Here is a 20,209-nt window from a genome sequence, read left to right as displayed (position 1 = left end):
CAATTCCGCCTACGTTTGTTTTGCATTCCGGCACCGGTGAATTCCACCTCTCAACTGCGGAGACCCTGCGAGTGCGAGCAGGCGTCCGATATAAGCTCGCAGGGTGACTCGTAGAGCAAAAATCGTCTGCACCATCGGGCCTGCCACGGCCACGCCCGAGCGTATGGCCGGCCTGATCGACGCCGGCATGAACGTCGCCCGCATGAACTTCTCCCATGGCGCCCAGTCCGACCACGAGGCCGTCTACCAGATGGTCCGCGAGGCCGCCGATGCCGCCGGGAAGCCCGTCGCCATCCTGGCCGACATGCAGGGCCCCAAGATCCGCCTGGGCACCTTCGCCAACGGCACCGAGCAGTGGGACGCGGGCGACCGCATCAAGATCACCTCGGACGACGTCGACGGCACCCACGACCGCGTCTCCTGCACCTACAAGAAGCTGCCGGCCGAGGTCTCCAAGGGCGACCGCCTCCTGGTGGACGACGGCAAGCTGGCGCTCGAAGTGCTCAGCGCCGACGACACCGACGTCGAGTGCCTCGTGGTCGAGGGCGGCCCGGTCTCGAACAACAAGGGCCTGTCGCTGCCGAACGTGAACATCTCCGTGCCGGCGCTGTCCGAGAAGGACATCTCCGACATGAAGTTCGCGCTGAACCTCGGCGTGGACCTCATCGCGATGTCGTTCGTGCGCACCCCCGACGACGTCCGCTTGGGCCACAAGGTGATGGACGAGGTCGGCGTGCGCCGCCCGATCATCGCGAAGGTCGAGAAGCCCGAGGCCGTCGCGCGCCTCGAGGAGATCGTCCGGGCCTTCGACGGCGTCATGGTCGCCCGCGGCGACCTGGGAGTCGAGATGCCCCTCGACGAGGTCCCGATCGTGCAGAAGGAGATCGTGCGCCTCTGCCGCGAGAACGCGAAGCCCGTCATCGTGGCGACCCAGATGCTCGACTCGATGATCGAGAACGCCCGGCCCACCCGCGCCGAGGTCTCCGACGTCGCCAACGCCGTCCTCGACGGCACCGACGCCGTGATGCTCTCCGGTGAGACCTCGGTCGGCAAGTACCCGATCGGGACCGTGCGCACCATGGCCAAGATCGTGGAGACCACCGAGGGCGGCCCGATCCCGCTGCGCGCGATGGAGCACGACCCGAAGACGAAGTCCGGCGCGGTGACCCACGCGGCCGCCGAGATCGCCGACGCGATCGGCGCGAAGGCCCTCGTCGCGTTCACCCAGACCGGTGACACCGTGAAGCGCCTCGCCCGCCTCAAGCCGGACCGCCCGATCTACGGGCTCACCCCGATCGAGAGCGTCCGCAACCAGATGGCGCTGTCCTGGGGCACCGACTCCTACCTGGTCGAGCACGTGGACCACACCGACGCGATGTTCAAACTGGTCGACAAGACCCTGCAGGAGCACCACCTGGCGCAGCCGGGCGACCTCGTCGTCATCGTGGCCGGCACGCCGGCCGGGACCCCCGGTTCGACGAACACCGTCCGGGTCCACCAGATCGGCTCCTGACCGTTGCACAGCTCAGGGCGTGAAGTCCTCGTAGGCCAGGACGCCGTGGACTCGCTCCTCGGCGTCCTCGACCTCGAGGAGATCGACAAGGGCCTGTACCGGGGCCCGCGCGCCGAAGGGGCCCACCAGCGGGTCTTCGGCGGCCAGGTCGCCGGTCAGGCCCTGGTCGCCGCCGGGCGCACCGTCCCGGGCGACCGGCGGGTGCACTCGCTGCACGGCTACTTCGTGCGCCCCGGCGACTCGACGAAGCCGATCGTCTACCAGGTCGAGAACATCCGCGACGGCCGCTCCTTCTCCGTACGCCGTACGGTAGCGCTGCAGAACGGGCAGACGATCTTCTTCATGTCCGCCTCGTTCCACACCGGCGAGCGCGGCCTCGAGCACTCGGACCCGGCCCCGAACGGCCTGGCCCGGCCCGAGGACATCCCGCCGCTGAGCGAGCAGCTCAAGTCCCACCCGGACCGCCTCGGCATCTGGTCGCGCGTCCCGCGCCCGATCGACGTGCGCTACGCCGGTGGCGGCTCGGGCTTCTCGGCCTCGGGCCAGCGCCCGGCGCAGGAGCACCAGCGGGTGTGGATGAAGGCCGACGGCCGACTGCCCGACGACCCGCTCATCCACGTGTGCGTGCTCACCTACGCCTCCGATCTGACCCTGCTGGACTCGGTCCTGTCCCGCCACGGCGAGGTCTGGGGCCCCGGCGGCTACCTCGGGACGAGCCTCGACCACGCCCTGTGGTTCCACCGGCCGTTCCGCTTCGACGACTGGATCCTCTACGACTCGATGTCGCCGACCGCCGCCGACGGCCGCGGCCTGGCCCAGGGCCGGTTCTTCGACGCGGACGGGGTGCACCTCGCCTCGGCCACGCAGGAAGGCCTGCTCCGCCAGACCCCGGAACCCCCCGGAGTCCCCTAGGGCCAAGCGGTCACTGAAACGGACGACAACGCACGACGAGGGCGCTCCCGAACACCGGGGCGCCCTCGTCGTTTCGCGTGGCGTAGCAACCCCGATACGCTGCAGCTGAGGGATACATCACCGTTTCGGAGGGGGTGGATCCCATGCGGCGGGCGATGTTAGGGTCGGCGTTCGTCCCCGGTAAGACCCCGATCCCCAGTCAGCCCAGCCCTGCCCGGCTGGGAGTCCGATGCCCGGTGAACCGTTCGGAGACCGATCACTTATGCGTCTGACCAACGCAACAGAACCGGCGAAGACGTCTGCGGACGCCGCCGCCCGCATATCAGCAGAGCGGGATCCCGAGACCGTCCAGATCCAGCGGATCGGCCGGCGGGACCAGGAGAACAACCAGAGCCCGACCAGTGCGCGCCCCAGCCACTGGCGGCCCGACATCGAAGGCCTCAGGGCCCTGGCCGTGGGCGCCGTCATCGCCGCCCACATCGGCTTCCCTTACATGGCAGGGGGATTCGTCGGCGTCGACGTCTTCTTCGTCATCTCGGGCTTCCTCATCACGTCGCTGCTCCTGCGCGAGATCGACAAGACGGGCACCGTGTCCATCGCCGGGTTCTACGCCCGCCGCGCCGTGCGGCTCCTGCCCGCCGCCGCCACGGTCCTGCTCGCAACGCTCGTCGCATCCTGGATCTGGCTGCCCCGCACCAGGCTCGGCGAGATCGCCGCCGACGCGGCCACCGCCGCGCTCAACGTCATCAACATCCGGCTGGCGCGCGAAGGCACCGACTACCTCAACGCCGCGGTCGATCCCTCACCGCTGCAGCACTTCTGGTCGCTCGCGGTCGAAGAGCAGTTCTACATCGTCTGGCCGCTCGTCCTGCTGGCCATCGCGTTCCTCGGCGCCAAGCTCGGCAAGCCCGGAAGGTTCACCACCACTCGCCACCGCCACCGGGGACCGGGCCGCACCGCGGCCATCACGGCGTTCCTCGTCATCGCCGCGGGCGTCTCGTTCTGGATGAGCTCCAACTGGACGCAGTCGGACCCGATCTGGTCTTACTTCGGCATCCACACGCGCGCATGGGAACTCGCCGTAGGCGCGCTCATCGCCGTCGCCGCCGGGGGCATCCGGGCCTTCGCTCCCAAGTGGGCCGCCGCGCTCGCCTCCTGGGCCGGGCTCGCGCTCATCACCGCGTCCGTGTTCGTCCTCGACGAGCGCACCGTCTTCCCCGGCACCGCGGCGCTGCTCCCCGTCGCAGGCACCGCGCTCGTCATCGCCGCCGGATGCGCTCCGCACCGCTTCGGCGCGACCGTGCTCCTGGGCATCAGTCCCGCCCAGTTCGTCGGCAAGATCTCGTACGGCCTCTACCTCTGGCACTGGCCGCTCATCATGATCGGCCCCACCGTATGGGGACTCGACGACGTGCGCGTGCGCCACTACCTCGTTCTCATGGGCGTCGCGTTCCTGCTCACCATCGCCACGTTCTACCTCATCGAGAACCCGATCCGCACCCGGCGCCCGCTCGTCCAGGTGCCGTCCCGGGCGCTCGCCATGGGCGGCGGCCTCATCGCCACCGCCCTCGCCGCCTCGCTGTTCATGGCCGCGCAGCCCATGCCGACCCAGGAGAACGACGAGGCCGCCGAGATCACCGGCAACGACACCACCGTCTGGGAGCAGCTCGGCGAATCATCCGATGTGGACACAGTGCCGGCGAACCTCACCCCCGCATTGGAAGAGGCCGTCGACGACGAGCCCACCCTCTACGACGACGGCTGCGTCACCGAACGCGACAGCACCGAGCTCGACGAGGACGGCTGCTGGTACGGCGACCCCGACGGCGGGAAGACCATCGTCCTGTTCGGCGACTCCCATGCCGCCCAATGGTTCCCCGCACTCAACCAGATGGCCGAGGCCGCCGGCTGGAAACTCAAGACCTTGACCAAGGCCAACTGCTCCGTCGCCGACGTCGTCGAGATCGACCCGAAGCTCGGACGCGAGTACACCGAATGCGAGGAATGGAAGGAGAAGGCCTTCGACCTCCTCGACGAACTCCAGCCCGACGCCGTCCTCGCCACCGCCTACGACGCGAAGGAGGTCGTCGCCGACGACCCGGACCAGGCCTGGATCGACGGCTGGGTCGACACCGTCGAACGGCTCCAGCGATCCGCCGACGACGTGTACTACATGGCCGGCTCGCCCCGCCTCCCGGAAGACCCGCCGAGCTGCCTCGCCGAGAACCCCGAGCACGCCAGCGTCTGCGTCGGCGACCTCGACGAATCCATCGTCGAACCCGAACGCCGCGAGGAACTCATCGAGGCCGTGGACGGCACCGGCGCCAACGTGGTCGACCCTGTGCCGTGGCTGTGCGACATCGACCAGGGCACCTGCCCCGTCGTCGTCGGCAACCTCCTCGTCTACCGCGACACCAACCACCTGTCAGCGCGCTTCGTCGCCGAACTCGCACCGCAAGTCGCCGCGGCGGTCCCGCTGGAGGCGCAGCCGGCCGAGACCCGGTAGCTTCACGACACACCGCAGAGGTGGGCCCGCGTTCGATCCTGAATGCAGGCTCACCTCGTCTTCGCGCGGAGGGCGCCCGTCACATCACGGTGCGAAACCATTCCGCGACGCTGAGACTGAATGATCGATCACCTGATGAGAGAGTGGCTCCCGTTCGGAGGGCAGTGTTAAGGTCGTCATTCGCCCCGGTGAGACCCCGCCCCGGTGAGACCCTGCCCCCCAGTCAGCCCAGCCCTGCCCGGCTGGGAGTCCGATGCCCGGTGAACCGTTCGGAGACCGATCACTTATGCGTCTGACCAGCGCAACAGACTCAGCGTTGACGTCGAAGGACCCCGCCGTCCCCAACCCCGCAGGACAGGACCACGAAACCGTCCAGATCCAGCGGATCGCCCAGCGCGACCCGGCGGCCGTGAGCCGGTCCGGCGCTCGCCCCGGCCACTGGCGGCCCGACATCGAGGGCCTCAGGGCCTTGGCCGTGGGCGTCGTCATCGCCGCCCACATCGGCTTCCCGTACACGGCCGGAGGTTTCATCGGGGTCGACGTCTTCTTCGTCATCTCGGGCTTCCTCATCACCTCGCTGCTCCTGCGCGAGATCGACAAGACCGGGACCGTCTCGATCGCCGGGTTCTATGCCCGCCGCGCCGTGCGGCTCCTCCCGGCCGCCGCCACGGTCCTCCTCGCGACGCTGCTCGCCGCTTGGATCTGGCTGCCCCGCACCAGGCTGGGTGAGACCGCCGTCGACGCGGCCACCGCCGCGCTCAACGTCATCAACATCCGCTTGGCGCAGGAGGGCACCGACTACCTCAACGCCGAAACCGTGCCCTCGCCGCTGCAGCACTTCTGGTCGCTCGCGGTCGAGGAGCAGTTCTATCTCGCCTGGCCGCTGATCCTCCTCGCGATCGCCGTCCTCGGCGCCAAGCTCAGCAAGCCCGGCAAGTTCACCACCGCGCGCCACCGCCATCGCGGGCCCGGCCGAACCATCGCCATCGCCGTATTCCTCGTCATCGCCGCGGGCGTCTCGTTCTGGATGAGCGCCAACTGGACGCAGTCGGACCCGGTCTGGTCCTACTTCGGCATCCACACCCGCGCCTGGGAACTCGCCGTCGGCGCCCTCATCGCCGTCGGAGCGGGCCTGCTCCGGTCCGTCCCCAGATGGGCCGCCGCCCTCGGCTCCTGGACAGGTCTGGCCGCTATCACCGCGTCCGTGTTCGTCCTCGACGAGCGCACCGTCTTCCCGGGGACCGCGGCGCTGCTCCCCGTCGCCGGCACCGCGCTCGTCATCGCCGCCGGCTGCGTCCCGCACCGCTTCGGCGCCCAGACGCTGCTCGGGATCAGACCGGCGCAGTTCGTCGGCAAGATCTCCTACGGGCTCTACCTCTGGCACTGGCCGTTCATCATGATCGGTCCGACGGTGATGGGTCTCGAAGACGTGCGCCTGCGCCACTACCTGGTCCTCATGGCCGGGGCGCTCCTCGTCACCGTAGCCACCTTCTACCTGGTCGAGAACCCGATCAGGACGCGCAAGCCCCTGGTCCAGGTGCCCTCCCGGGCACTGGCGATGGGCGGCGGCCTGATCGCCACCGCCCTCGCCGCATCGCTGTTCATGTACGCGCAGCCCCTGCCGAACCAGTCCAGTGACGAGGCCGTCGAGATCACCGGCAACGAGACCACCGTCTGGGAGCTCCTCGGCGAATCCTCGGACACCGACATCGTCCCGGCCAACCTCACGCCCTCATTGGACGACGCGGTGGCGGACGTCCCGGCCCTCTACGAGGACGGGTGCCAGGTCGACCGGAACGACCCCGAGGTCAACGAGGACTGCTGGTACGGCGACCCCGACGGCGACAAGACCATCGTCATCTACGGCGACTCCCATGCCGGCCAATGGTTCCCGGCGTTCAACCAGTCCGCCACGGCCTCCGGCTGGCGGCTGCTGACGATGACGAAGGCCAACTGCACGGTCGCGGACATCCAGGAGCACGATCCGATACTCGAACGCGAGTACACCGAATGCGAGGACTGGAAGGAGGACGTGCTCGACTACCTTGCCGAGATCAAACCCGACGTGGTCGTCGCGACCGCATACGACCGCAAGGACGTCATCGCCGACGACCCCGACCAGGCCTGGACCGACGGGTGGGTCGAGACCGTCGACCGACTCCAGGAAGTGGCGGGCGAGGTCTACTACCTGGCCGACAATCCCGAAATCGGCCTGAACGTGCCCGGCTGCCTCGCCGAGAACCCCCAGAACGCCAGCGTCTGCATCGGCCACGTCGACGATTCCAACGTCGATCCCGAACGGCGCGAGGCGACCATGGCGGCCGTCGCCGAGGCCGGCGCGAACGTCGTCGACCCGACACCCTGGGTGTGCGACCTCGAACGGCGCACGTGTCCCGTCATCGTCGGCAACCTCCTCGTCTACCGCGACTCCAACCACCTCGCACCCAGATTCGTGTCCCTGCTCACCCCGCGGATCGCCGCCATGATCCCGCTCGCGGCCGAGGCGGCGGCACCCGGATCGCGATAGCTCCACGACACACTGCGCCGCACTGAGGTGGGCCCGCATTCGATCCTGAATGTAGGCTCACCTCAATTTCCAAGCGGGGCAAAAGGAGTGTTAAGGATGGAACGCGTCTCACCCTGGCTCAGGGCCGTCAACACCGTGCTCACCCCCGCCATCGCCGGACGCCGCAAGAAGATCGACCGCCTCCTCGACCGCGCGGTACGCGAAGCCGAGCACCGCACCGGCTCCACCGCCCACGGTGAAGACGCCTTCATCGACGACATGCGCGCCCTCCTCGCCGGCTACGCCGACATCCCCGACCTCACCCTCACCGGCTGGGTCGCCGTCCAGCAGGAGGTCACCGACCGCCTCGAGAACCGCCTCCGCATCCGCAAACTCCACGCCCTCAACCCCGAGATCGCCGACGAGCCCATCAGCCGACCCATCGTCGTCACCGGCGTCCCCCGCACCGGCACCACCATGCTCCAGCGACTCCTCGCCGTCCCCGCCGACCACCGCGCGCCCCTCATGTACGAGCTCATGCACGCCGACCTCGACACCGCCGACCACCTGCGCCGCGCCGAGCGCGCCACCGACTTCCTCGGCAAGGCCATCCCCACCTTCGGCGCCGTCTACGACATGCACCCGCAGAAACCCGACGCGGACGTCTGGGTCCTCCCGCACGGCATCGCCCACCTCGTGCGCGCCCAGCCCCCCGGCTACGTCCAGTGGATACTCGAACGCGACTACACCCCCGACTACCGCTACCTCAAGCAGACCCTCCAAGTGCTCCAGCACGGCCGCCCGCGCCGCCGCTGGGTCCTCCGCGCCCCCGCGCACCTGTGGAACCTCAACGCGCTCGTCAAGGCCTTCCCCGACGCCCAGATCCTGTGGACCCACCGGGACCCGGCCGTCGCCCTCGCCTCGCTCTGCTCGATGACCGAGACCGCCACCGCCATGAACACCGCCGAGATCGACCCCCACGAGATCGGCCGGACCTGGCTGGGGCTCTTCGCTACCGGCCTCGACCGCGCCCGCGCCGCCCGCGCCCGCATGCCCGCGTACGCCGTGGTCGACGTGCCCTACCGCGACCTCACCGACCGCGCCCGCGAGCGGATGCCGCAGCTCTTCGACCACCTCGGCGCGCCCTGGGGGAGCACGGAGGCGGACGCGCTCGACGCGGCGCTGGCGGCCCGGCCGACCCAGCACCGGTACGACCTGGCCCGGTACGGCCTCAGCGAGGGCGAGGTCGACCAGGCGCTCGGCGATTACAAGCGGGCGTTCAGGGCGCTCCTCTAGAGATCGAGGCGGAAGCCCCACAGGAGCACGTCGGGCACCGGCGACCAGTCGAGGTCGGTCGCGCGCGCGAATCCGAGGCGGGTGTACACGCGGTGCGCGTTCGCCAGGTCCTGCAGCGCGCAGAGGACGACGCTCTTGGTCCCGGGGTCGGCGCGGGCCTGTTCGACGCACGCGGCCGCGAGCGCCGAGCCGACGCCGCGGCCCTGCGCGGCGGGTTCGACGGCGAGCATCCGGATCTCGGCCTCGCCGGGCCCGGCCAGCTGCGCCATGGGGCTGCCGTGGAAGGCGAGGGTGACGCCGCCGAGCAGGGCGCCGTCCTCGCCCCCGCGCTCGTCGGCGGCGACGAGCACCGTCGAGGAGGCGGCCCGGAGCGCGACGTCGCGCAGGTTCGGCGCGTAGGGGTCGTCGAGGCCCTTGAGCAGGAGCCCGCCTTCGAGATAGGAGCGGATCGACACTTCGCCGAGCGCATCGTGTTCAGCCGGGGTGATGGGGCGGATCTGGAAATCGCGAGTCACCAGAAGATTCTGCCCCGAGGGACCGACGATTCCATGGGATAGCGCTTGCAAACTCGGCTGCGAACCGGTTGAATCGAGTTCCGTGAACGACGTGATCCGCAATCCCGTCCTGCCGGGCTTCCACCCCGATCCTTCGATCGTCCGCGTCGGGGAGGACTACTACCTGGCGACCTCGACCTTCGAATGGTGCCCCGGCATCCGCCTGCACCATTCGAGGGACTTGCGGCACTGGCGGCCGCTCGGCGGGGTCGCCGACTCGCCGCGGCTGCTCGACCTCACCGGCGTCCCCGATTCGGGCGGGGTCTGGGCGCCCGACCTCACGTACGCGAACGGCCGCTTCCACCTGGTCTTCTCGGTCCTCGACAACTACGCCTACGGCTACAAGGACTGCGCCAACTACCTGACCACCGCCGAGTCGATCGACGGACCATGGACCGACCCGATCCGCCTGCCCGGACGAGGCTTCGACGCCGCGCTCTTCCATGAGGACGACGGCTCCACGTGGCTCCTCAACATGATCACGGGCTTCAAGGGCGTCGAGATCCAGCGGCTCGAAGACGGCAAGGCCATGGGCGAGCCGACGCTGCTCCTCGAAACGAGCCCGGCGGGCAACACCGAGGGCCCGCACCTGTACCAGGCCGACGGCTGGTACTACCTGCTCTGCGCCGAGGGCGGGACCGGCTTCAACCACGGCGCGATCGTCGCCCGCTCCCGGAACCTCCTGGGTCCCTACGAACTCGATCCGAACGGCCCGCTGCTCACCACCCGCGACAAGCTCGACCTGCCGCTGCAGAAGGCCGGTCACGGCTGCTTCACCACGACCCCGGCAGGGGAGTGGTACATGACATACCTGACCTCGCGGCCCTACACCGAGGTCGAGGACGGCCTCCCCCAGAGCGCCCGCGAGCGCGACGCCACCGGCCGCTGCGTCCTCGGCCGCGAGACCGCCATCGCCGCCGTCTCCTGGGCCGACGGCTGGCCCCGGATCGACGGCGCCGCACCGGCGTTGGAAGTCCCCGCCCCGGACGTGGCGCCGCATCCCTGGCCGGACGCGCCGGCCCGCGACGACTTCGACGGCCCGCGCCTCGACCCGCGCTGGAACACCCTCCGCCGCCACGCCGACCCGGCCTGGCTCAGCCTCACCGCGCGTCCCTCGCATCTGCGCGTCACCGGGGGCCAGTCGCCGTACGGGAAGCGCACCCCCAGCCTCGTCGCGCAGCGCGTCACCGCCAAGCGCGGCGTCTTCGAGGCGGGACTCGCATTCGACCCGCGGACCGCCGACCAGACGGCCGGGATAACCGCCTACTACAACACCTACAACTGGCACTACCTGCAAGTAGGCCTCGAACAGGGGCGGCGCACGCTCAGCCTCGTGAGCGCCGACCGCGGCCGCCGCACGTTCGCCACCGTGGCCGAGGTCGGCCCGACGCTCGACCTGCGCGTCGTCTTCGACGGTCCGGTCCTGCGATTCGCCTACTGCGACCACGCCTCCGGAGAGCCCGGAACCTGGACGGAACTGCACGAGGAACGCGACGCGACCATTCTCTCCGACGAGCACGCCACCTGGGTCGAACCCGGTCTGCTCCACGCCTTCGGCTTCACCGGAGCGTTCGTCGGCCTCTGGGTCCAGGACTTCGCGGCAGAGGGCGGTTTCGCCGATTTCGACTACGCCTCCTACAGCCCTGCCTCCTAGATTCCCACCGAAGCGGCCCTGACCTGCCGAAGTGTGCCCGGAGGCTGAGCGGGTACACCCTTCGTGCATTCACCGTTCGAGAAGGGACGGCAAGCCATGGGTGGAACCGACAAGGCCAAGGACAAGACCGAACAGCTCATCGGCCGCGCCAAGGAGAAGATCGGCGATGCGACCGACAACGAGCGCCTCGCGAACGAGGGGCGCGCGCAGGAGCTGAAGGGCAAGGCGAAGGAGGAGTGGCACGACCTGAAAGAGAAGGGCGATGAGAAGCTCCACGAAGCCAGGGAACGCCTTACCGGCGACGAGGACGAGGACCGGCGCTAGCCGGGACCCACTCGCCACCGCGCAGCATCGGGGCCGGGCCGCTCGCAGCGGCCCGGCCCCGAAACGTCTTCGCTATCCGCGGCGGGGCGGCGGGGCCACCGACTCGCGCACCACGATGTGGGTGCCGAGGACGACCTGGTCGGGGGCCGACGCCTCGCGGCGCAGTCCCAGCCGCACCGCCTCGCGGCCCAGTTCCTCATGCGGCACATGCACGGTGGTGAGTGCCGGGGTGAGGTCCGAGGCCAGCGGGATGTCGTCGAAGCCGACCACCGACATGTCCTTGGGGACGTCGATCCCGGCCTCGCGCAGGGCCTTGAGCACGCCCGCCGCGACCATGTCGGTGGCGCCGAAGACCGCCGTCACGTCGTCGCGCTTCGACACGAGCTCCCGGGTCCTCTCGAAACCGCTCTGCTTGGAGAATTCGCCGGGGATCAGCAGGGACTCGTCGACTTCGATGCCGTAGTCGGCGTGCGCGCGCCTGAAACCCCGCACCCGTTCGTCGGTTGTGGAATGCCCGATGCCCGTGCCCAGGTAGGCGATGACCCGGTGCCCGGCCGAGAGCAGGTGCGAGGTCATGGCGTACGCGCCGCCCTCGTTGTCGTAGTGCACCACCGTCGCGGGCACGTCCTCGCCCAGCGAGGGCCGCCCGCACAGCACCAGCCGCGACCCCGAGCGGTCCAGCGCCGACGCGAAGTAGCGCATCCGCTCGTTGTACTTCTCGTCGTCCCAGGCCCCGCCGACGACGATCACGGCCTCAGCGTGCTGCTCGCGCATGAGCTCCACGACCGCCAGCTCCCGCTCCGGGTCGCCGTGCGTGGTGCACAGCAGGCACAGCCGCCCCTCTGAGGCGGCCTGCTGCTCGACCCCGCGCGCGATGTACGCGTAGAACGGCCCGGTCACGTCGTCGACCACGAACGCCACGGTCTTCGTGGTCGCCCCGGCGAGCGCGCGGGCGTGGGCGTTGACCACGTAGTCGAGTTCGCGCATGGCGCGCAGCACCTTCGCGCGGGTCGCGGGCGCCACCGGGTAGTTGCCGGCGAGGACCCGCGAGACCGTCGGCACCGATACGCCGGCCCGGGCGGCCACGTCCCTGATCGTGGGGCGCTTGCCCGTCTCGGTATTCGACTTCTTGGTCACTGGGGCCTTCTCTCACCGGTCTCGGGGATGCGACGGGTCCGCACCCGGGTCGTGCACGCTCGCAGATTCCATTGTGCGCGAACCCGTCGCATTGGTCTTACTCGGTCACCTCGAAGCCGAGCGTGAACGCCGTGGCCTCGGGGAGCAGCCGGTGCTGGGGCAGGACTCCGGGGCCGCACGCGGCCGAGCCCATGCCCTGCAGGGCGGCGTCGAAGTTGACGTAGACGCGGTCGCCTTCGACCAGGTCGTAGGTGTGGTTCGCGGCTTCGAGCTGCTCGCTGGTCCACGGGCGCGCGGTGAACGCGAACTCCGGCGCACCGAACACCTTGAGCGACCTGCCCCCGCCCGTGAGGCTGGCCCAGCGCACGTCGATGCGCGAGCCGTTCTCCTGCGGGAACACGTACGGGGTCTGCATCCCGGCCACGGTCGACTGGAAACGGCCGACGCGGGCGGCCGCGCGGGTGTCGGCGTAGGCCTCGCCGGGCCCGCCGCCGAACCATTCGACCTGGTCGAGCGCCTTCGGCACCGAGGCGCGCACGCCCAGGCGCGGCAGCGGGAAGTCCCACTTGCCCTCGGGGTTCACCTCGACGGTGAGCCACAGGCGGGCGCCTTCGAGCCGCCACCGGTAGACGGCGCCCATGGCGATCTCGGCGCCGCCGGCGCCGACCCGGGTCGACACCGTGAGACCGTCCGCAGTGGACTCGATGTCGAGGACCTTGTGTTCCAGGCGGTCGAGGCCCGCATTGCGGTCCTTCCACCGGGGCGCCAGCTGGGAGGTCCAGCCGAGCAGGTCGTTGTCGACCGGGGCCCGCCACAGGTCGAGGCGGGGGCCCTCGATCTCGAGGCCGCCGATCGCGGTGAGGCGTCCGAGGGCGTCGAACGCGGCGCCCCCGAGGCGGTAGCCGCCGCCTTCGGCGACGGGCGCGGTGCCGCCGCTGGGGGCGGGCGCGCTGACGCCGGCCAGTCGCGACTGGCCCCAGGCGATCTCGTGCCCGGCCTCGGCCCACGGCTCGTCCTTGGCGAGCACGGCGCGGACGGTGAGCCAGCGCTCGCCGTCGGGCTGGGCGAGCGCGGCGACGGCCGCGGGGAAGGCGACGATCGCCGATTCGCCCGCGGCGACGGCGCGGACTTCGAGCTCGCCCTCGGCCACGGCCCGGCCCTCGTCTTCGACCGTCCAGGTGAACGCGAGGTCGCCGGTGTCGGCGAAGTCGCGGAGGTTCGCGACGGTGACGGTGCGCGAGCCGGGCTGGACGCTGATGCGGACGGGCTCGATGACCTTCTTGAACTCGACGAGACCGGGGGAGGGTTCGCGGTTCGGGAAGATCAGCCCGTCGATGACGAAGTTGCCGTCGTGGAGGGGCTCGTCGAAGTCGCCGCCGTAGGCGAACCATTCGCGGCCGTCCTCGGTGCGCCTGCGCACGCCGTGGTCGATCCACTCCCAGATGAACCCGCCCTGGCAGCGCTCGTACTGCTCGAACAGGCGCTGGTACTCGGTGAGCCCGCCGGGGCCGTTGCCCATGGCGTGCGCGTACTCGCACAGGATGAACGGGATGTTGCGGCGGTGCTCGTCGAGCGCCGGGTCCTTGGTGCGCCCTTCGGCCTTCTGGCCGATGAGGTCGGTCTCGGCGGTGTCGGCGTACATGCGGGAGTACACGTCGACGTAGCCGGAGTCCCAGTCGCCCTCGTAGTGGATGGGGCGGCCGGGGTCGCGCTGCTTGGCCCACTCCGACATGGCGGCGAGGTTGTCGCCGGTGTGGGACTCGTTGCCGAGGGACCACATGATGACTGAGGCGTGGTTCTTGTCGCGCTCGACCATGCGGGCCATGCGGTCGAGGTAGGCATCCCTCCACATGGGAACGCCGCTGGGGTTGTCCCGCCACTCGTGGTGGACGAAGCCGTGGGTCTCGAGGTCGCATTCGTCGACGACCCAGACGCCGATCTCGTCGCAGAGGTCGAGGAAGCGGCGGTCCGGCGGGTAGTGGCTGGTGCGGACGGCGTTGACGTTGTGCCGCTTCATGATCTCGAGGTCGCGGCGCATCGTCTCGACGGAGAGGGTGCGGCCGTGGTCGGGGTCCCATTCGTGGCGGTTGACGCCGCGCAGGAGGATGCGCCTGCCGTTGACCTTGAGGAGGCCGTCCTCGATCGTGACGGTGCGGAAGCCGATGCGGAGGTTCACGCGCTCGGCGTCGGTGGCGACGACGGCGTCGTAGAGGCGCGGGGTCTCGGCCGTCCACGGTTCGACCGGGGCGCTGGCGGTCTCACCCGCGGCGATGTCGATGCCGAGCTCGGGGACGGTGACGCGGGCGCCCGCGGTGGTCTCGACGCGCAGGGTGCCGAGTCCGGTGGCGTGGTCGTAGTCGGCGTGGGCGAAGACGTCCTCGATGCCGTTCTCGGGGCGGTGGACGAGGGCGACGGGGCGGAAGATGCCCGAGAGCCACCACATGTCCTGGTCCTCCAGATAGGACGCGGCGGACCACTGGTGGACGCGGACGGCGATCGTGTTCTCGCCCGCCGCGAGGTGTTCGGTGGCGTCGAACTCGGTGGGGAGGCGGCTGCCCTTGCCGTCGCCGAGGAGGACCCCGTTGACCCACACGGCGAACGCGGAGTCGACGCCTTCGAAGCGGAGGACGGTGCGGCCGGTGGCGGGCCATTCGGCGGGGAGGGTGAAGGTGCGGCGGTATTCGCCGGTGGGGTTCGCGTCGGGGATCCGGGGCGGGTCGACGGGGAACGGGTAGTACGTGTTGGTGTAGGCGGGCTTGCCGTAGGGGGCGTCGCCGTCGAGGTCGTGCATCTGCCACATCGACGGGACGGCGAGGGTGTCCCAGTTCGCCGCGTCGAATTCGGGGGCCTCGAAGCCCTCGGTGGTGTCGTGGAGGCCGGCGGCCAGGTTGAAGCGCCACTCGCCGTCGAGGCTGAGCGCGGCGGCGTCGGAGGCCAGCGCCGCCCGCGGATCGCGCCGCCCGCTGCCAGGGCTAACGCTTTCCACGTAGGTGAAATCGGTTCGGCTCATCGCCAGGTTCCCTTTCCAGTATGCGATCCGCCCGGTCGGCCGAGGGTCGACCGGACTTCCAGCCCGCGGCCGCCGAGCTGCCGCGCTTCAGCGCGGCCGCCTCGTCTCGGTTCGGCGATGCGGGCCCGCTCATTCTCCGCCATGCGGCGGATGCGTCTACCGCGCCCGGTCCCGCCGTCTCAAAGGGCAGGCCGACCGGATAGATACCGGTTTCTATCTTAAGGGTGGCGATTGAGGAGTCAATACCCGGGAGACGTTCATGTTTCAAGAGTGGTGAACGATGTCGGACCCCCGGGCATATTTGTGTCCCGCAAACCTAAGGCTCGCAAGCGTCGCCGAGACCGGGCCCCTTAGGGGGTATCTATCGCCATAACGCGCGATATCACCCTATTCAACGGGCTTCAGCATGGACGCGAACACCACCGTGTCCTCCGGATAGTGCTCCGCCGCGAACGCCTCCAGCTCCGGGGTCACCAGGAATGTGTCGATCACCGCGACCCCGTTCTGGTCGTCGGCCCAGCCGCCGTTGACGTACCGCGGGAACTCCGCCGTGATCTCGTCCGCGATCGCCTGCAGCTCTTCAGCACTCAGATCCTCGGCCGGGTCGCCGATCTCCGGCTCCTCGTACTGGAGCGCGGGGTAGTCCGCCATATCGATCTCCTCCGTCGGCACCGGGTCCTCCGTGAGCACGAACGACTTCCCGTCGAACGTCCCGGTCACCACGTAAGAGCCCCACCGGACCCCCTCGGCCTCCTCGTGCGCGACCGCGTCCCAGTCCCAGCCCGAGACCGGCAGGCCCCCGCACTGCGGCGGATACGACTCCGCCACCGCGCCGCACAGCTCCGCCGCGTCCCGCTCGACGCCCTGCAGCACCGTCAGCGCCGCCTGGTAGACCACCGCGTCCGAAGACGGTGTCGGCTCACCCGACTGCTGCGTATCGTCGGCGGCCGAATCCGCCCCGCCGTCGTGCGCGCCGCCGTCGCCCGAACCCTGCCCGCACGCCGCCAGCATCAGCAGCAGCGCGACGGGGATGAACCGTTGCATAGTCTTGTGTCCCATCATGTCCCTTCGACGCCGCGCACCCGGATCGGGTTCCCGCCGAGCCGCGCTTTCGAACGAAGCGGCCGCCTGAGAACACAGTCAAATAACAGATAACCGAATCGGACTCCCGATGCTAGGTTTACCCAGGCGCCACCAGCGCCCCCCGGCCGGAGCCGCCCGCCCACCCAAAGAGCTCCGCCAGCGCCATCGTGAGGAGCCACTGCCCATGAGCGACAAGTTCAACCCCCGCGCCGCCATCGCCATCGGCATCACCGTCCTGTGCTGGGCCTCGGCGTTCGTGTCGATCCGCGACGCCGGCCGCCACGTCGACCCCGGGCCGCTGACGCTCGGCCGGGCCGGCGTCGCCGCCGTCGTCCTCCTCGCCGTCTGGGCGATCCGCCGCGAAGGCCTGCCCAAACGCGCCGCCTGGCCCGGCATCCTCACCGCCGGGATCCTCTGGTTCGGCCTCTACATGGTCGCCCTCAACTGGGGCGAGCAGCTCGTCGACGCCGGCACCGCCGCGCTCATCGTCAACATCGGACCCATCCTCATCGCCCTCCTCGGCGGCTGGATCCTCAAGGAGGGCTTCCCTCCCCGCCTGTTCCTCGGCATCACGATCTCCTTCGCGGGCGTCGCCGTCGTCAGCCTCTCCATGTCGCGCGACGGCGCCTCGTCGGTCCTCGGCGTCCTGCTCTGCCTGGTCTCGGCCATCACCTACGCCATCAGCGTCGTCGTCCAGAAGCCGACCCTGAAGCACTGCACCTCGCTCCAGTTCACCGCGTTCGGCAACGCCATCGCCGCGGTGCTCTGCCTGCCGTTCGCACCGCTCCTGTTCTCCCAGTTGGAGTCCGCTCCGGCGTCCGCGACGCTCCACGTCCTCTACCTCGGCCTGTTCCCGACCGCGCTGGCATTCCTGACCTGGGGTTACGCCCTCCGCTTCACGACCGCGGGGAAGCTCGGCGCGACGACCTATGTGGTGCCCGCGATCGTGGTCGGCCTGTCCTGGCTGCTCCTCGACGAGGTCCCGACCTGGTTGACCCTCGCGGGCGGAGCGCTGGCGCTGGTCGGTGTGGGGATCTCGCGTTCGCGGGGACGCGCGAAAGCGGGCGCGGCTCCCAAGCCGCCGGTCGAGGCCACGGACGCCGCGGCTCCGGCGGGGAAACGCTAAGCCCGCCAAGCGCTCCGCGAGGCGTTCGAGGCGGTCCTTCCACGCCGCCTTCGCGGCGGCGGCCTCCTCGGCCGAGCCGAGCTTGGCGATCTCGATCTGGACGGCGGTCCTGTCATCGCCCTTGGCCGTGAGGTTCGCGAGGACGCGGGTGCCGTCCGAGGCGTCGAACCGCACCGACTTCGGCGGTGCGGCGCTGCGCTGGGACAGTTCGAGGCCGTCGAGCCATTCGGCTTGCGCGGCGGGGTCGGCGAGCTGCTCGAACGCGTCGGTTATGGAGCCGGCCACGGTCTTCGAAGCGGTGGCGCTGAAGGTGCCGTCGGGCCGCTGCCCGGGTTCGCGCATGCCCCGCTCCTGCTCGTAGCCGACAGTGATGGACTGCGCCCACCAGCCGTCGACCTCGAACTCCTGCACCAGCATCCGCGCGATCGCGGCGTGGTCGAGCTGCGCCGCCCCGCGTTCGTCGAGGAGCGCGAGCCAGGTCTTCCAGTCCGCGCCGGTGCCTTCGATAAGGGCCTGGTCGGACATGGTCTGGCGGCGCGGTGACGTCGATGCACCCATGGCTCCAGCGTAGGGGAGGAGCGTGACGCGGGCGCCGCGTCTTGAAAAGGCACGGTCTGAAAAGGCGCCGTCTGCACCGCGTGAAGCAGGCGCGGCGGCGCTGTGCGTTCGGCGTACCGGGACCCGCGGCAGCGCCGCGCACCGCACCGGCAGGGCCCCTGCGTCGTGTGTCCGACAGTTTTCACCATTTATAGCGGTTTCCTCAAGGATCAGCCTTATTCGGGCATTAACGTTCCTCCACGTACCTGATCGGAACGGAGCACGCATGATCCCTGCCCGCCTCGCGGCCGCGGCCCTCGCCGCAACTGCCGCGTTCGCCTTCCTGCCCGCCGCGGCGGCGGAGGCCGAGTTCGACCCGACGCGCTATGTGGCCCTTGGCGATTCATACTCCTCCGGGACCGGCACCGGCGACTACTTCGACGAGGTGTGCCGCCGCTCGGACAAGGCGTACCCGCGGCTCCTCGCCGAAGGCCTCAGCGCGGAGTTCGCCTTCGAGGCCTGCTCGGGGGCGACGGCGGCCGATCTGCTCTCGCAGCAGCTCGGCGCGCTCGACGCCGAGACGGACATCGTCACGGTCACCATCGGCGGCAACGACATCGAATGGGCGCGGGCGGCCAGGGCCTGCATCACGCCGTTCGTGAACTGCATGGACGAGATTGAGGCCTCCGAAGCCCTCGTGCAGAACCAGCTGCCCGGGCTCCTCGACGGCGCGTACGGCGCGATCGAGGACCGCGCCCCGAACGCCGACGTCTACGTGCTCGGCTACCCGCGCCTGTTCAACGGCGAGAGCGCCTGCGGCGCGCTCAAGCAGCCGAACGTCGGTGAGCAGGTGCGCATGAACGAGGCCGCAGATCTTCTCGCCGAGGTCCTCCAGAACAAGGCGGAGGAGCACGGTTTCACCTTTGTAGACGTGCGCGATGCCTTCGACGGGCACGCGATCTGCGACGACGTCGCCTATCTCAACGGCCTGGCCTACCCGACCGCGGAGTCCTACCACCCGACCGCGATGGGCCACCGCGACGGCTACTACCCGGCCGTGGTCCGGGCGCTCGCCTGACGCAGTACGCCGGCGGCGCGGCGAGTCCGCCCCGCCGACGGCCTGCGGCGCAACGCCTGCAACGCCCGAAAATAGAATGAGATATGTAAAGTTCCCGATTTGTGATGGTGCAGGGGTTCCCCGCAAGTTACTCGCGAGTTCACAATATGTGGCAGGTCAACGACGACTCGCAAAGGAACTCCCCCCATGCATCGACTTCCCCGGGCGGCCACCGTCGCCGCCGCAGCCCTCGCACTCCTGGCCGTTCCCATTGCGGCCCAAGCGCAGGCACCCGCCATCGACTACGTCGCCCTCGGCGACTCCTACTCCTCGGGCTCGGGCGCCGGACCCTACACCGACGCGGCCTGCCAGCGCTCCCTCAAAGCCCACCCCGCCCTCCTCGCCGCGGAGCTGGGCGCCGAGTTCACCTTCGTCGCCTGCGGCGGCGCCACCACCGACGACGTGCTCGCCGAGCAGGTCCAGGCGCTCGACGCCGAGACCGACCTGGTGACGATCGGCATCGGCGGCAACGACATCGGCTGGACCGAGGCGATCACTGCGTGCATCACCCCGTTCCAGAACTGCACCCCGGCGATCCAGGAGGCCGAGCGCAAGGCCACCGAGGAGCTGCCCGCGAAGCTCGAGGCGGTCTACACCGAGATCGAGACGCGCTCCCCTGACGCCGAAGTCGTCGTCACCGGCTACCCGCGGCTGTTCGCGGCGCGGAACACCTGCGACGCGTTCGGCTCGATCAGCATCGCCGAGCAGCAGCGCATGAACGTCGGCGCGGACGTGCTCTCGGCGGTCATCCAAGAGGCCGCCGAAGCCCACGGGTTCACCTATGCGGACGTGCGCGACGAGTTCACCGGCCACGAGATCTGCTCCCAGCAGCCGTGGCTGCACGGCTTCACCCTCACCGACGTCCCCTACCACCCCAAGGCCTCCGGGCACAGCGGCGGCTACCTCCCGGCCGTGCTGGGCGCCCTGTAGCGAA

The 20,209-nt window shown here is 70.0% G+C and carries 15 protein-coding genes; 11 read left to right on the top strand and 4 right to left on the bottom strand.

The genetic code is table 11. The annotated features are described in order from the left end of the window. Positions 1-103: 103 nt before the first annotated feature. The 5 genes from pyk to O1R50_RS12190 all read left to right on the top strand — a co-directional run bounded on the left by pyk (position 104) and on the right by O1R50_RS12190 (position 8,733). Positions 104-1,513 (top strand): pyruvate kinase, encoded by a 1,410-nt coding sequence (pyk, locus tag O1R50_RS12210; RefSeq protein WP_270110321.1) that lies wholly within the window; start codon positions 104-106, stop codon positions 1,511-1,513. Positions 1,514-1,516: 3 nt separating this feature from the next. Then, positions 1,517-2,425 carry an acyl-CoA thioesterase gene (locus O1R50_RS12205; RefSeq protein ID WP_270110320.1) on the top strand — a complete coding sequence of 303 codons (909 nt, stop codon included), beginning with the start codon at positions 1,517-1,519 and terminating at the stop codon, positions 2,423-2,425. Positions 2,426-2,687: 262 nt separating this feature from the next. Continuing rightward, a complete protein-coding gene (locus O1R50_RS12200) occupies positions 2,688-4,931 on the top strand; it encodes an acyltransferase family protein (protein WP_270110319.1) in 2,244 nt (747 codons plus the stop codon). 316 nt (positions 4,932-5,247) lie between these two features. Next, a complete protein-coding gene (locus tag O1R50_RS12195; RefSeq protein WP_270110318.1) occupies positions 5,248-7,458 on the top strand; it encodes an acyltransferase family protein in 2,211 nt (736 codons plus the stop codon). 96 nt (positions 7,459-7,554) lie between these two features. Next, positions 7,555-8,733: a sulfotransferase family protein gene (locus O1R50_RS12190; protein WP_270110317.1), complete on the top strand. Its 1,179-nt coding sequence runs from the start codon at positions 7,555-7,557 to the stop codon at positions 8,731-8,733. On the opposite strand, the gene O1R50_RS12185 is transcribed toward O1R50_RS12190, so the two are convergent. After that, complete coding sequence (locus O1R50_RS12185) at positions 8,730-9,248, bottom strand: GNAT family N-acetyltransferase (protein ID WP_270110316.1); 519 nt, start codon at positions 9,246-9,248, stop codon at positions 8,730-8,732. The two genes, O1R50_RS12190 and O1R50_RS12185, sit on opposite strands and share 4 nt — an antisense overlap. A gap of 82 nt (positions 9,249-9,330) precedes the next feature. On the opposite strand from O1R50_RS12185, the gene O1R50_RS12180 reads away from it, so the two are divergent. Both O1R50_RS12180 and O1R50_RS12175 read left to right on the top strand, forming a co-directional pair. Further along, positions 9,331-10,941 carry a family 43 glycosylhydrolase gene (locus O1R50_RS12180; RefSeq protein WP_270110315.1) on the top strand — a complete coding sequence of 537 codons (1,611 nt, stop codon included), beginning with the start codon at positions 9,331-9,333 and terminating at the stop codon, positions 10,939-10,941. A gap of 96 nt (positions 10,942-11,037) precedes the next feature. Further along, a complete protein-coding gene (locus tag O1R50_RS12175) occupies positions 11,038-11,265 on the top strand; it encodes a CsbD family protein (RefSeq protein WP_270110314.1) in 228 nt (75 codons plus the stop codon). 72 nt (positions 11,266-11,337) lie between these two features. Here the strand turns inward: O1R50_RS12175 and O1R50_RS12170 are convergent, their stop codons facing one another. The 3 genes from O1R50_RS12170 to O1R50_RS12160 form a co-directional block, all read right to left on the bottom strand. Further along, complete coding sequence (locus O1R50_RS12170) at positions 11,338-12,402, bottom strand: LacI family DNA-binding transcriptional regulator (RefSeq protein ID WP_270110313.1); 1,065 nt, start codon at positions 12,400-12,402, stop codon at positions 11,338-11,340. Between the two features lie 97 nt (positions 12,403-12,499). Then, positions 12,500-15,412, bottom strand: a complete 2,913-nt coding sequence (locus tag O1R50_RS12165; protein WP_270110312.1) for a glycoside hydrolase family 2 TIM barrel-domain containing protein — start codon at positions 15,410-15,412, stop codon at positions 12,500-12,502. A 387-nt stretch (positions 15,413-15,799) separates the two neighbouring features. Further along, positions 15,800-16,456 carry a hypothetical protein gene (locus tag O1R50_RS12160; protein WP_270110311.1) on the bottom strand — a complete coding sequence of 219 codons (657 nt, stop codon included), beginning with the start codon at positions 16,454-16,456 and terminating at the stop codon, positions 15,800-15,802. Between the two features lie 223 nt (positions 16,457-16,679). Between O1R50_RS12160 and O1R50_RS12155 the strand changes: the two genes are divergently transcribed. From O1R50_RS12155 to O1R50_RS12140, 4 genes are all read left to right on the top strand, one after another. Further along, complete coding sequence (locus O1R50_RS12155) at positions 16,680-17,621, top strand: DMT family transporter (protein ID WP_270110310.1); 942 nt, start codon at positions 16,680-16,682, stop codon at positions 17,619-17,621. Positions 17,622-17,852: 231 nt separating this feature from the next. Then, on the top strand, positions 17,853-18,164 hold the full coding sequence (locus tag O1R50_RS12150; RefSeq protein ID WP_270110308.1) for a hypothetical protein: 312 nt from the start codon (positions 17,853-17,855) through the stop codon (positions 18,162-18,164). Between the two features lie 280 nt (positions 18,165-18,444). Further along, entirely contained in the window at positions 18,445-19,236 is a 792-nt protein-coding gene (locus O1R50_RS12145; RefSeq protein WP_270110307.1) for an SGNH/GDSL hydrolase family protein, read from the top strand. Positions 19,237-19,422: 186 nt separating this feature from the next. Then, entirely contained in the window at positions 19,423-20,205 is a 783-nt protein-coding gene (locus tag O1R50_RS12140) for an SGNH/GDSL hydrolase family protein (RefSeq protein WP_270110306.1), read from the top strand. Positions 20,206-20,209: the final 4 nt, after the last annotated feature.

Origin of the sequence: Glycomyces luteolus (assembly GCF_027622875.1) — a bacterium.
GTDB classification, from domain to species: Bacteria; Actinomycetota; Actinomycetes; order Mycobacteriales; family Micromonosporaceae; genus Glycomyces; species Glycomyces luteolus.
Note: the sequence above shows the minus strand (reverse complement) of the source record. Positions and strands in the feature narration are given on the sequence as shown.